Consider the following 12,861-nt stretch of genomic DNA (forward strand, 5'->3'; position numbering starts at 1 on the left):
GACATGTTGGACATTATCAAGAAAGCTGCAATAGCCGCAATGGAAGCAGCCGGTCCTGTTCAATTGCTTGAAGCCACAGTATTAACACCACCGCCTGGACTGAGTATCCAAATAGGGTTGGACACCAAGAACCCGATACCAGCGGCAATGCTGTCAGTATCGGAACGTCTTACCTCCTATACTCGTGAGGTGGAAATAGAAGGTGATTTTGAAATGGAAGGTACGATTCAAACCGATGAGTATTCTGGGAATGGAAAAATAACGGGTTCCGGTATTTGTTCGGGAACGGTTACGTTCCTTGATGAACTGAAAGCAGGAGACAAAGTGCTGGTTATGAGTGTACAAGGTGGTCAGTCTTACGTCATTTCAGAAAGGTTGGTGAAATATGGTGCTGACTCCTGATTTGAACATTCAAGTGCCGGATCTCTTCAGTTCGGAGATCCAACCAACCCGGACATATTCATTTGATCCAGCAACTGGCGAAATTGGTCGTGCCATCGATGGGTTGGAAGCGATGAAGCAATTTATCATTAAAGCCATCCGGACGATCCGATTTGAGCATGTCATATATCCCGACTCCTACGGGGCCGAATCTGATACTGTTGTGGGCCTGGCGACAAGTGCGGGTTTTGTAGCATCGGAACTGCCAAGGGTTATCACTGAGGCATTGATTTACGATGAGCGAATCAGCGAGGTAAAGGATTTTGATATCGAGCAGCAGGGAGACAACGCCACGGTCACATTCACCGTTGTCACAAACGAAGGGGATCTGCGGCTAACGGAGGTGGTCGGGAGTGTTTGATACAGAAGAATACGAATATGAAGCCATCTTGCAGAGGATGCTTGACCGGGTACCTGATATCGTTGATAAGCGACCAGGCAGTATCATTTATGATGCCTTAGCGCCTGTAGCAGTCGAATTGACTCAAGTCTATATCGATTTGTCTGCGGGTGACGACTTATACAACGTCGATACAGCAACGGGAGAATACCTTACTGAAGGAGCGGCTGAATGGGGGGTTAATCGGAAGCAAGCAACGTTTGCAGTTCGAAAAGGCACGTTTTTGGATTCGAATGGAGCAGGTATGGATGTAACCATCGGCAGCCGCTTTTTTATTGAGGATTTGAATTACTCAGTCACAGAAAGAGTTTCACAAGGCGTGTACAAAGTGACTTCTGAAACTGCAGGAGTCTTGGGAAATGCCCCATTCGGTTCGTTGCTACCAATGGAGTACATTAACGATTTAGCGTCGGCAACCCTGAGCGACATCCTGGTACCTGGGGAAGACGAGGAAACGGACGACCAGCTGCGTGAACGATTTTTTGTTGAAATTAATGAACAACCTTTTGGCGGTAATGTTGCTGATTACCGGCAGATGATTAGAGCCTTGGATGGGGTAGGAGCGGTGCGGATCACTCCAGTTTGGCAAGGGGGCGGCTCCGTTAAAGCAACGATTATGGCAACAGGTAATGTTCCGCCTTCAACCGCTTTGATCAAACAGTTGCAAGAGGTAGTTGATCCAGTGGCTTTTGCAGGAGAGGGAATTGGGTTAGCTCCAATCGGTCATACCGTGACGATAGACGGGGTTAACTGGTTCACGATTAACATCACAACTACGTTAACATTGGACTCCGATATATCGGTTGGACAAGTACAACAAGATGTTGAAGATGTGATCGATGGATACCTTCAGGCACTCAAATCAACATGGGAATCCGATGCACCATTGATTATACGGGTTGCTCCGCTTGAGTCACGCATACTGACTGTTTCCGGGGTTGTAGACGTGATTGGTACTCAGCTAAACGGATCTAAAACAAACATTATTCTTGGAATTGAACTGGTACCGCAGAGAGGAACGGTGATACTGAGTGAGTAGATTACAAGAGTATTTACCTTCGTATTACCTGGACAGTAAGCAAATGTCCACGCTACTCATGGCACAGGAGATAGAGTTGGACAACATTGCTGCGGGGGTCTTACGACAACGTAATGACATGTTCATTATGACAGCCAGCTCGACGGCAGTACGGCGTAGAGAAAAGATGCTGCGCATCCAAGCTGACCCCGCTACAGAATCGTTAGATTTCCGCCGCAGGCGCATCATTAACCGTCAATCGACTAAACCCCCATTTACACATCGTTGGTTGCAATCGCAACTGGATCGTCTACTTGGTCCAGGATTGGCCGTTGTGTCGGTTAATCCAGCAGAGTTTTTGTTGCTGGTCACAACGAATATAGAGAATGCAAATTTATTTCGGGAAGTGCAGCACACCATTCAAACGGTGAAGCCTGCGAACATGGTATACCAGCAAAACACATCCTTACGGCACAGGATCGGTGTTAAGCACACGACCACCAAACGAGATGTGTCTTGGAATTATAAGCTTGACGGCAGTTGGAAACTTGGCGAGAAACCATTTGCTACATTGGGACCAGAGGTGATGTTGTAATGGATCAAGAAGCATTGAACGAGCTGGCCACGTATCTCCATTCACGAATTACAAAAGTGGTCCTGAATGGTGTGTACGAGATCACAGATTTTGTGGAAAAAACGGTCTCGGATTCAACAGTTGCACTCAACTTCTTGATTCCGGCTGCAGATGTATCCATGGTCACATTAATCGAAGTTAAAGGCCAAAATATCCGAGTGAGTTCGAAGGCTGTAAACGTCCCGAACTTGTCGGATACGCTCATGCTCGAAACTTTTGAAATAGAAGAGGTGACAGATTAATGGCGAGAACGGATTGGACGGTTGAGGATTCTGTATTGCCGAATGACTTTAACGCGATCGGAGAAGAAATTAATGAGCTGCATAATGGATTCATTAAGAAATCGATTGTCATTCCTGCGGGAGAAGACCTTAATACCTACATGGAAGAGGGCAACTATTATTGTCCTGCTAATGCTACTGTAGAAACCTTGCTTAATTCCCCAACAGGAGAGGCGTTTCACTTGACAGTCGAGCCGCATGCGGGAGTGTTGCAAACCCTAACCACCTTCCAGCCTGGGAATCTGGAAGTGTACCAAAGAAACTACTACTTCGGATGGGGGCCGTGGAAAAAAGTACCTACAAGAGATGAACTTGAAGAGATACTGCCCCAGGCTGACGAGAATGGTCAGGCTTACGTCAACGAAAGGCCGTGGCAGAAGTACCCCTTGACACAGGATAACGGAAAAGTGAAAAGGTTTGTTTCAGGGGCTACGAATGATCTTGTCAATCCCGGATTTTATTACGTTGGATCAACGGTTACAGGGCTGCCACCTGATCCCGGGGATTACTATTTTGAAGTCTTTGCAGATTCCAACGCCATACTCCAACGCGCAACCAAAGCCGGATCATCGACAATGTATGTTAGGCATCGGTGGCCCAATTCCATTTGGAGGTCTTGGGAGTTACAAGCACCAGTAAAAAGAGTTTGGGGGGCGTTATAATGGCTGCGACTTTCAAAAGGTTAGGCGCAGGCAATGTTTCCGCCGCCAACAGTACGCTAACAGCTTACACCGTTCCCGTGAGCTATAAAGCTATAATCAAATCTTTCATCATTTCAAACGGTTCTGCTGGTAACGTGAACCTTATTGTTCGTATGGGTAGCGTCGAAATCTTATTTAATTACATTATGAAGCCGTACGACACAATAGTTGTACCTGTGATGGATCAGCTTTTAATTGCGGGAAACACGATAACATTTTACGCGTCTGCTGGAAATTCAATAAGTTATTACATTTCCGGTATCGAGGCATTGACAACTGACCCTGAGTATATAGATGTAACGCGGTTTGGTTTGGGACTAGTGCCCTCAGACCTAGGAAATATTGTTACCTCATCTGCAAAAGATCGGTTAGTTAAGGGGATTATTCTTTGCAACACAAACAGCGCAGATACAAGGGTCTATATGAATGTTTCGACCCGGAATATATTACAAGGATTCATGATCAAAGCATATGAAACCATACTTGTACCCACGACGGACCTGTTAATCCCGGCAACAGAAGTTATTGCTGCTTCTGGTTACGGGATTAATTACTACATCACGGGCAAGGAGTTGGGATAACATGCCGACACTTGATAATTTCTCACTGGGCAATTATACGTTGGGCGGTCCGAGTGGAGGGGTTGAATCTCTATCTTTAATGCCATCCCTTTTAAATAATGCCTCGACTTGGAGTGCAGGCACTAATGGTATGGGTACTGTGATTGCTTCAATACCAGCAGGCACAAGAATTATAAGTATCGCCCCTCTTCAAGATGCAGCAAGACTAACCGTAACCTACACCAGTGGTGCCAATCCCTTTATATTCATTGGTTTGAAAGATTCGAAGGGGAATATTTGGCCTTTAAATAATACTTATGCTGGAGTAGGGAATATCAACGTAAGTCATTCGCAATTAAGCATAAGAACGGATGAATCTGCGTTAGCGGGGTGGAGGTTAGGCGCACAAAACCCTGTGACAACCGGGTCATGGTCACAGTCATTCGTTTCAAAACCTTCAAGTTTCGATCCAGATTCCGGACCAATGGAACTAGGTTTGTGTATTAGCAACAACTACGCTGTAACTGCAGCAGGTATATACATGCAATATTTCAGAGTTGCGACCGCTTAGATTAGAGATAACAGGGGGAAAGGGGATATTTGAAGAGCACGTCCGAATTCGGATCGTGTTTATTTGTGCTTGGAGTAGTCAGTGAATTTCATAATCAATAGATGGGGGATATGATTTTGGAGAACGTGGGGAAATGGGTTTTGGCCTTAGGGAGCTGGTTAGTGTCTTATTTATTTGGGGGTTGGTCTGGAGTGTTGGGAGTATTACTGTTCTTCGTTATTTTGGATTATTTGACGGGTGTTGTGGCTGCCGGATCTATTGGAGGATTAAAAAGCAAAATTGGCCTTATCGGGATTGCCCGGAAGGTCTTTATTTTTGCGATGGTGGCTGTCGGTCACTTGGTGGATGGCATCCTTGGTGATGGCCACTTATTCAGGGATACGGTGGCATTCTTCTACATTGCGAATGAGCTAATTTCTATCACTGAAAATGGTGGGAAAATGGGAGCGCCTATTCCAAACGTGATCAAGCAGGCAATTGAGGTCCTGAAGGGTAAAGGCGGTAACGACAACGATAAAGGAGCTGGTACAGGTGCAAGCACGTAAAGAAGGAAATGTTCAAGGCATTGATGTCTCCCGTTACCAGGGCAAGATTGATTGGCTGCAGGTGAAGGCAGACAAGCGGGAATTCGTATTTATCAAAGCTACGGAAGGTCAGACATACACTGATCCGAATTTTGTGGCCAACGTTAAGGGTGCCTTGTCGGCGGGCTTGTTGGTTGGAACGTATCATTTCCTGAAGGCAACAACATCAGCTGCAGCAAAAGCCGAGGCGGCTCATTATGCAAAATCCCTCGAGGAGATCGGCGGGGCAAAAGCATTGCAGTTACCGCCTGTGATGGACTATGAGAACAATCCTGAAGGGATCAGAAAGGCACAGATCAACATTGTGGCCAAAGCTTTCTTGACTGAGCTGGAGCGGCTGACAGGGATCAAACCGATCATCTATACGGGCAACTCATTCGCAAGCAATTTTGATACTGGCCTTTCCGGTTATGATCTCTGGATCGCACGTTACAGTAACACTCGTGTTCCTGACGATCAACCAGCTTGGAAGACCTGGACCATATGGCAATATAGCGATTCAGGCAAGGTACCGGGTATCAGTGGCAATGTGGATCTGAATGAGTTCAATGGGACGTTGGCGGATCTCAAGAAACGATATGGGAAGGAGAAAGACATGAGTAATCCATTTGAAGGGTACCGGCTCACAAGCCCATTTGGTATGCGCAAGCATCCAGTGAGTGGCATCAATAAGTTTCATAGGGGTGTAGATCTTGTTGTCACACCTGCAGACGGGCCAATCTATGCATTTGTAGCAGGTGAGGTTATGCACGCTAAAATGGGCGTGTCCGGATCCGGCTTCGGAAATTACGGTGTGACAGTTGCCATTAAGGACGACAAAGGTTGTCTGCACGTTTACGCCCATTTATCAGCTGCAGGCGTAAAAGTTGGTCAACAAGTCAAACGTGGTCAACTGATCGGCAAGCAGGGCAGTACAGGCATCAGCAGCGGGGCGCATTTGCATTATGAAGTGCGCAAAGCCTTCAGTCCGCAATATGGTTATACGGCCACAGAAGCGGGAGTTGTGGAGCCGACACAATACTTAATTAATTACAATGGGCAAACGCCTATTAAGGAGGACAAGCCAGTGACGGTAAGAGATGTCAATGTGCCGAGCAAGTGGGCAGAAGCGGCATGGGCAGAAGTTACAGCCAATGGTTATTTTGATGGGACACGTCCGGGGGCGACAATCACGCGTGAAGAAACAGGAGTCGTCATAAATCGGCTCAGGAAAAACTTCCTGAAGCTTATTGCAGGGATTAACGGAAACGTGTCCGATATGGATGAGAGACTGAAGAAGATTGAAGCAGAAGGATAATTGTGATAATATAGGAACAAATCCGATAGCATCGGTAAAAAAGGACTCCACTAGCATAACGCTGGTGGGGTCTTTTTTTCGTTTAATATTTTCAATTCCATGATATTATTTACAATAAGCATATAAAACTAAGGCGGGGATAAAATGACTAATATTTTAGATACTCTTGCTGTAAAGAATGAGTTCCCTATTGTTTTTATTGGATCAGGCATTTCTAAACGGTTTTTAGTCGACTTCCCAGATTGGCCAAATTTGCTTAGAGAGTTCTGGGAAAAGGCTGGCCTTCAGAATTTTTATGGAGAACTTAATAACACTAGATCGCAGGTTCAAAGAGAATATCCAGACTTTAACGAGAAAGAAACGGAGCATGAAGCATATATACAGTTAGGTGCTAGATTAGAGAGAGAGTACAATTTACTTTTTAATCAAGGTGATTTATCAATTCACAACTTTAGCCAGAAAGATGCATTCTTAACAAAGCTTTCTCCTCTAAAAAAAGCAATTGCTAATCGATTTGAAAATTATTCGTTTCGGGATGGTTTTGAAGAAGAGTATGAGTCATTCGTTAAGATGTTACTAAAGACTCAAATAATTTTGACGACAAATTATGATACTTTCATTGAAAAATCTTATGATGAAGCTAGTGCATACAAAATTACAAAGTACATAGGTCAGCGAGGCTTCTTTAAAGATACATATGATTACGCTGAACTTTACAAGCTTCATGGATGTGCTGAAAGTCCTGATGATATCGTACTTACAAAAGAGGATTATATTAAATTTGAAAAAAATTCAGTTTTGATAAGTGCTAAAATAATATCAATAATGCTAAACTCACCGATTATATTTATGGGGTATTCTTTAACCGATGTTAATGTTAGAAGGATTATTAAAGATTTCACGAGGTCAATCTCAGATGAAGAGGTACAATTACTCGAAGATAGGCTCATTTTAATTGAATGGAGCGAAGGGGAAGAAGAGTTAATTGAAGAAGTCCTTAATGATAGAGATTTAGGTTGTAAACTTAAAGTTTTAAAAACTAACAATTTTAAAAAAGTATTTGACAAGATCAGCGCCGTAAATCAAGGTGTTGCTCCTTCGGAAGTGAGAAAATATAAACATGTCATTAAAGAATTGATAGTAGATAGCGGAAAGAAGGGGAGTTTAAATTCACTATTAGTCTCTCCTATGCAGTTGGAAGAGGTAGAGAGACGAATAGGAGACAATAAATTAATTGTTGCACTAGGAGATGCAACATATATATTCCAAATGCCTGATTTACTGAGTTATGTATATAACTACTTCTTTGAATCCGATGTAATTCATACTGATATAGCTTTAAGGTATATTGCAAGTCAACCTGATAATTCAAGAATACCTTTTTTGAAGTATATTAAGGAAGTCGATGTGGATCAGACTAACCTTCACAATTTTGATAAAGATAAAATAAAACGAAGAATAACTAAATTCTCGGATGTAGGTGAATGTACACGTACGATTAGCGCATCATATAAAATAAAAAGAAATTCTCTCCAAGCTATTATTGATCTTAAGTTTAAGGAAGAAAAGGAATTTGATGTGATCGCGTACAATGCACAAGCTTTGGATAGAGATCAACTGAGGGAGTATCTTCTTGCTAAATTAAACCGATATAAGGACGAAGGGGCAAGACTCCTACCAACATCCCTAAGAAGAATTTTTATGGTGTACGACTTCATAATAAATAGAGACTAGCGCTCTAACCCACGTGTGGATTGTCACTAGTCTCTTTGATACCTTATATTATATGCCAGGATTATATAATAATATTCATAAAGATGCAATACTTTATTGGGGAGTATGTGTTGCTGGATGTTATAGGCAAAATTAAACGGCAAAAAGGAAGGGTCATATAGCCCTTCCTTTTTAATAATAACGCATAAAATAATGAATTTAAGAAATAACGAATAAATCATAGCGAATAAGATCTTATATAAGTAGTATATTACTGAAATCAGTTGGATATGTCAACTTCTCGAAAAAAATTATTCTTTACTTGGTGCAGCAGTATCAACGGCGCGGGCTAACAATGCAGTACCCTCATCTGTGAGTTTTAATGAGTTCTTTTTGTCACCTGAACTCATTAATTTTACGCCATCTTCAACAAGTTTATTAACAGTCAAATTTTCAAGCAATTGACTTGATGTATTAGGAGGTATAGAAAGTTTCCGAGTAAAATCTTTTCTCAAATAACTATTTCCGAGAAAGAGATCTTTACTGCTGTTAACAATATGCCAATCTTGTATAATCTTTAATGCTTCAATTACATAATTCTCAATAGTAACTTTTTCAACAGATACATTGAGAAAAGAGAGTAAATCCTCACTATAATTAGCAAAAGTAAGCATATCTATATGCTTTGGAACTGAATTTGATAGGTAAAATAGTTCGACACGTTTACCCTTATACACCATTCGACTAATTACAGGTATCATATCGCTATCTGCCGTAACAAAAACATAACAAGAGACATTCGGATCTTTGTATGTATGTTCTATGGCATCAATACAGAGTTCAATATCAGAGGAATTTTTTCTGTGACTCCCATCCTTGCCATTAGAATATACGTGGCGGATTTGAACCCTCTTTTTTTGCAAACTAGTCAATTCAGTTTTGATTTTCTCAAAGTCTGCATAAGCCCTAAACGTTCTTACTTGTTCTTGTCCATAACGTTCCCACAACTGCACAAATAAATTTTTTAATGGGTCACTATGGTTAGGATCGTGAGAATAATTATTCATGAGTGTCCAATAAACATTATCATAGTCAACAAAGATCGCTACATTGTCTAATTGATTTTTTTTACTGAGAGAGGTCAAAGCTGATTCAGTTGATTGACCCATTATATCAGAGAATAGTGCAAGTAGTGCAGCGTCATCTATTTCCTTACGCGGCTGTGGTTCTGTATCAATCGTCGTTTGATCAAGTATCTTAATATTATCTTTCTCAACTTCTGGCTTCACAAATATATTCCCCCTAAATATAATTTTTATAAGAGCTTACATTTTGAATATAACATGCAGAATGTATCTGTGGTAACAATTTCTAGTTTGAGTGTACTCCATGTAGCTATAAGTTAATGAAGAGTAACAAAAGGTACTGTTTACATATAAAAACAGTACCTTTTGTTGTTGTCTTAAAACTATAACTCGCTATTTCTTTCAATCTTTGTTGGCAAGTTCTTCACGCAATGCTCGTTGGAGCACTTGCGAAAAGTTTATCTTTGCATCTATTGCAGCTAAGTTGAGATCCTCAGGAATAGTCAAGTTCTTGCTTACATACTTAATTTTTTCTTCCAATATCACATTCGTTATTATTGTTCGTTGATCAGCAGCAAGATGGATTTTGTTTAAGGGTGTAGCTAAAGGTATTTCTTCTTTATCCTCTAAACGGCTCTCAATTGTGAGTTTTAATACTTCTTCAGCTCTACGAATCGCTTCCTCAATTGTTTCTGCTTGTGATAAAGCTTCTTCAAGATCAGGGAAAGATATCTCTATGTGCTTTTCTGTAAAGGTGAGAACAGCAGGGTAAACATAAGCTTTTTTCATTTGATTGCATCCTTCCATTGATTGATGTGGTGCAATTGACTTGCCAGTATATTTGAAAGATGAGGGGCTAGAATTTCAGCCCCGTCTTCTTCTCGATGTCCTTCATGATGTGTAGTGCTACATCTTTTACTGGGTGGGTTATAGTAACCTTCCCTTTTATTGTTGGGTGTTTGTATTGGAAATGATCGCCTACAGTATGTACCAGATACCATCCGTTAGCTTTCAAAATCCTTAGCACCTCTCTTGAAGAATAACTCTTCATTCCTGTTCCTCACCTCCTAAATATATTATAACACGCATCAATGCGCATTACAAGTTATGTATCAGTACCTCCCAAGAGTTCAGAAACTTTAATACAATGAAAGTTAAAGGTGGATATTCAACAAAATACGACAAAAATATGGAAAATAAAATAAATATTAATACATATGAACTATATATAATATGAGACATACTGCTCATTGAACATGCTGGGTTTAAAATGTAATATTTCATTTGTTGTTAAAAAAAGGAGGAATTGATTTGAAAAAGTATTTATTAGGTTTATCATTTTTCACCGTATTGTTCTTTGGAGCCTTTTTCAATTTGAACAGCGTTAGTGCATCGCCTATTACAACTGGTGAACCAGAAGTGGAGGCTCAAACTAATGTTAATGAAGATATCGGTATTTTTGCTGAGATTGGGCCTACATATCCAGGGACAAATATCAAAATGCAAGTTGGAGATATTCTCTATTCAAGTAAGTCGAATGAATCAACATATTTTGTTGGTCATGTAGGTATCGTAGGATCTGACTATAAGATATATCATGTTACACCAGCATGGAATGGTGGCGCAGCAAGTGATATGACTTCATATGTAAGATTGCATAAATCTGGTGAAAAGCTTAGCATTTATACTCCACGTGACGGTCGAGGAGTTAAAGCAGCAGCTTGGGCTAAAAGTAATTACAGTCGAGCTACAAAATATCTAATTAATCCTTTGGACAAACTTAGTGTAATGACTCCAAATTACTGTTCTAAATTCCTTTGGCAAGCATTTTATTATGGAGAAAATTTTGATATGCTCGGTAAGAGAACCTCTGATAAAGAGGTTGGCCTAATCTATCCTTTCGCTTTTACTAATAGTATTTATTTCGTTTCGAAAGGTTCGTTTACTGCTAACTGGTAAGAGAACTTCTGGTCAAGAGTTTTGCAGCCTAGCTGCCTATCATTTTTGTTTTACTAATAGTAATTCTTTCGAGTTAAAATGTTCATTTATTGCTAACTAAATTAAGTTAAAAGGACCGTATCCTGTGTACGGTCTTTTTGATATAATTTGGATATTAACTTATTGTAAACAGGAGGTAAAATGAAAAAGCATAAGACTTTGTGGATAGTTTCTTCTTTTGTTGTTATTATTATCCTTCTTTCTGTTGGTTGGTATATAAACTATAAGTTGAAGATGCACAATTTGGAGGAAAGTCTTCGCAATTATTTGATAAACGAGAAAGGAATAAAAAGCACCGAAATTTTAAGTATACATGCCCGTAGAAGTAAGATGCCGATGTACCCTGTCACAGTCCGCTTTAAAAATGATCCTGAAGAATATGTATACACAGATAAAGAAGGAACAGAATGGTTTCAAGTTTACCCTGATCCTAATTAAAATATGTTATATACCAGCTCCATTTGATATTGATATCAGTGGGGCTTTTTTCTTGTTGAATAACAAACATACATTCGCATATACTAATAAAAAGCAAACAAATGTTCTTATTGGAGGGATGAACATGCCAGTGAAATATTTAGGGTGGTTGGTCGAGATTATCTATGAGGATCAAAGCGGAAAGATCACAAAACGCCGTATCCAGGTCAAAAGCATTCGGTCCGGAATTATCAAAGCTGATGATCTATTGTCGGGGCAGCCGCGGACATTCAAGGAGTCCGGTTTACTGGCATGCCATCCGATCAGAACGACAGCGTAGGGGGCATAAACATGTTGACTGATTACGAGCGGAAAGTACTAAGGATTTTGTTTAATTACAGTAGCGGCCGCAGACGATTACCGACGATTCATGAACTTACGGTTAAGACCGGGAAGGATAAGCCGGATGTCATGGCTGCTCTTGATGGTCTAATCAAAGCGGAATACATACAGTGGGAAGACAAGTCAGACACCAGTAATCTTGTTATCCTGGAAGGCTGGGAACGGGAATCGGAGAAGCCTAAGCTTCCCAAGGTACCGCCACCGGCGCAGTTAAACGATTTAAGTTACTGGACCCTATATTAAGGAGGAATGCAACATGGCAAGCAAATTGACGGCAAACGGGGTCTATGAGGGATCACGTATCATTTTACCTGAACATCGTGAAGCGTACCTAGCTCAAGAAGCGTTACAAAGGCGGAGAGGTAAGCCTGTATTAGATGAACAAGAAATGCAGCACATTGAGGAAGCTATCTTTGAGTCGTACCAGGAATGCAAATCAGTAACGTTAACTGTGTTCAGCCCATTTGATGACGAGGTGCTGCGGGGTGTTGTCACATCAATTGATAAGCCGAGCAGGCAGATCAAACTTGTCCGAGGGGAAGAAGATTACAGTTTCATTAAAATAGAAGAAATTATAAATGCGAGCATTTAAAGTCGTGTTCTGAGTATGCTATATATAATAGGAAGAGATCGGTCAATTGACTGGTCTTTATTTGTTTTTAAATCACTTTTGTTATGGTCTAAATATTAAGTACCAAATGGGGGGCGATGCCCCTCGCCTCCATTAGAGTCAAAAGCCATCAACCAGCGTTCTGGTTG

At 41.0% G+C, this 12,861-nt stretch carries 19 protein-coding genes; 16 read left to right on the top strand and 3 right to left on the bottom strand.

The window, feature by feature from the left end:
• Positions 1 to 3: 3 nt before the first annotated feature.
• The 11 genes from BS614_RS04280 (at position 4) to BS614_RS04335 (ending at position 8,221) form a co-directional block, all read left to right on the top strand.
• Positions 4 to 402: a DUF2577 family protein gene (locus BS614_RS04280; protein ID WP_074093028.1), complete on the top strand. Its 399-nt coding sequence runs from the start codon at positions 4 to 6 to the stop codon at positions 400 to 402.
• On the top strand, positions 386 to 802 hold the full coding sequence (locus tag BS614_RS04285; protein WP_074093029.1) for a DUF2634 domain-containing protein: 417 nt from the start codon (positions 386 to 388) through the stop codon (positions 800 to 802). Before BS614_RS04280 ends, BS614_RS04285 begins: the two co-directional genes overlap by 17 nt.
• Positions 795 to 1,880 (top strand): baseplate J/gp47 family protein, encoded by a 1,086-nt coding sequence (locus tag BS614_RS04290; RefSeq protein WP_244898259.1) that lies wholly within the window; start codon positions 795 to 797, stop codon positions 1,878 to 1,880. Before BS614_RS04285 ends, BS614_RS04290 begins: the two co-directional genes overlap by 8 nt.
• Positions 1,873 to 2,454: a putative phage tail protein gene (locus BS614_RS04295; protein WP_074093030.1), complete on the top strand. Its 582-nt coding sequence runs from the start codon at positions 1,873 to 1,875 to the stop codon at positions 2,452 to 2,454. The genes BS614_RS04290 and BS614_RS04295 overlap by 8 nt, the downstream gene beginning before the upstream one ends.
• Positions 2,454 to 2,735, top strand: coding sequence for a ketopantoate hydroxymethyltransferase (locus BS614_RS04300; protein WP_074093031.1), 282 nt, complete (start codon positions 2,454 to 2,456; stop codon positions 2,733 to 2,735). The genes BS614_RS04295 and BS614_RS04300 overlap by 1 nt, the downstream gene beginning before the upstream one ends.
• Positions 2,735 to 3,436, top strand: a complete 702-nt coding sequence (locus tag BS614_RS04305) for a pyocin knob domain-containing protein (RefSeq protein WP_074093032.1) — start codon at positions 2,735 to 2,737, stop codon at positions 3,434 to 3,436. The genes BS614_RS04300 and BS614_RS04305 overlap by 1 nt, the downstream gene beginning before the upstream one ends.
• On the top strand, positions 3,436 to 4,056 hold the full coding sequence (locus BS614_RS04310) for a hypothetical protein (protein WP_074093033.1): 621 nt from the start codon (positions 3,436 to 3,438) through the stop codon (positions 4,054 to 4,056). The genes BS614_RS04305 and BS614_RS04310 overlap by 1 nt, the downstream gene beginning before the upstream one ends.
• A gap of 1 nt (position 4,057) precedes the next feature.
• Positions 4,058 to 4,606 carry a hypothetical protein gene (locus BS614_RS04315; protein ID WP_074093034.1) on the top strand — a complete coding sequence of 183 codons (549 nt, stop codon included), beginning with the start codon at positions 4,058 to 4,060 and terminating at the stop codon, positions 4,604 to 4,606.
• Between the two features lie 116 nt (positions 4,607 to 4,722).
• Positions 4,723 to 5,151, top strand: coding sequence for a phage holin family protein (locus BS614_RS04320; protein ID WP_244898260.1), 429 nt, complete (start codon positions 4,723 to 4,725; stop codon positions 5,149 to 5,151).
• Positions 5,138 to 6,487: a GH25 family lysozyme gene (locus BS614_RS31075; protein WP_084174389.1), complete on the top strand. Its 1,350-nt coding sequence runs from the start codon at positions 5,138 to 5,140 to the stop codon at positions 6,485 to 6,487. Before BS614_RS04320 ends, BS614_RS31075 begins: the two co-directional genes overlap by 14 nt.
• 144 nt (positions 6,488 to 6,631) lie before the next feature.
• Positions 6,632 to 8,221, top strand: a complete 1,590-nt coding sequence (locus BS614_RS04335; RefSeq protein ID WP_074093035.1) for an SIR2 family protein — start codon at positions 6,632 to 6,634, stop codon at positions 8,219 to 8,221.
• A gap of 290 nt (positions 8,222 to 8,511) precedes the next feature.
• Here the strand turns inward: BS614_RS04335 and BS614_RS04340 are convergent, their stop codons facing one another.
• The 3 genes from BS614_RS04340 to BS614_RS04350 all read right to left on the bottom strand — a co-directional run bounded on the left by BS614_RS04340 (position 8,512) and on the right by BS614_RS04350 (position 10,336).
• Entirely contained in the window at positions 8,512 to 9,489 is a 978-nt protein-coding gene (locus BS614_RS04340) for an NYN domain-containing protein (protein ID WP_244898261.1), read from the bottom strand.
• Between the two features lie 198 nt (positions 9,490 to 9,687).
• Positions 9,688 to 10,074, bottom strand: coding sequence for a type II toxin-antitoxin system HicB family antitoxin (locus BS614_RS04345; protein ID WP_074093036.1), 387 nt, complete (start codon positions 10,072 to 10,074; stop codon positions 9,688 to 9,690).
• A gap of 67 nt (positions 10,075 to 10,141) precedes the next feature.
• Complete coding sequence (locus BS614_RS04350) at positions 10,142 to 10,336, bottom strand: type II toxin-antitoxin system HicA family toxin (protein ID WP_074093037.1); 195 nt, start codon at positions 10,334 to 10,336, stop codon at positions 10,142 to 10,144.
• A gap of 260 nt (positions 10,337 to 10,596) precedes the next feature.
• Between BS614_RS04350 and BS614_RS04355 the strand changes: the two genes are divergently transcribed.
• The 5 genes from BS614_RS04355 (at position 10,597) to BS614_RS04375 (ending at position 12,694) form a co-directional block, all read left to right on the top strand.
• Entirely contained in the window at positions 10,597 to 11,244 is a 648-nt protein-coding gene (locus tag BS614_RS04355; RefSeq protein WP_084174391.1) for a hypothetical protein, read from the top strand.
• A gap of 180 nt (positions 11,245 to 11,424) precedes the next feature.
• Positions 11,425 to 11,721 carry a DUF3139 domain-containing protein gene (locus tag BS614_RS04360; protein WP_074093038.1) on the top strand — a complete coding sequence of 99 codons (297 nt, stop codon included), beginning with the start codon at positions 11,425 to 11,427 and terminating at the stop codon, positions 11,719 to 11,721.
• 124 nt (positions 11,722 to 11,845) lie between these two features.
• Complete coding sequence (locus tag BS614_RS04365; protein ID WP_074093039.1) at positions 11,846 to 12,040, top strand: hypothetical protein; 195 nt, start codon at positions 11,846 to 11,848, stop codon at positions 12,038 to 12,040.
• An 11-nt stretch (positions 12,041 to 12,051) separates the two neighbouring features.
• The gene (locus tag BS614_RS04370) at positions 12,052 to 12,345 is read left to right on the top strand and encodes a hypothetical protein (RefSeq protein WP_074093040.1); all 294 of its coding nucleotides are present in this window, start codon (positions 12,052 to 12,054) and stop codon (positions 12,343 to 12,345) included.
• 13 nt (positions 12,346 to 12,358) lie between these two features.
• Positions 12,359 to 12,694, top strand: coding sequence for a YolD-like family protein (locus BS614_RS04375; protein WP_074093041.1), 336 nt, complete (start codon positions 12,359 to 12,361; stop codon positions 12,692 to 12,694).
• The last annotated feature ends 167 nt before the right edge of the window (positions 12,695 to 12,861 follow it).

This window comes from Paenibacillus xylanexedens, assembly GCF_001908275.1.
Classification (GTDB): domain Bacteria; phylum Bacillota; class Bacilli; order Paenibacillales; family Paenibacillaceae; genus Paenibacillus; species Paenibacillus xylanexedens_A.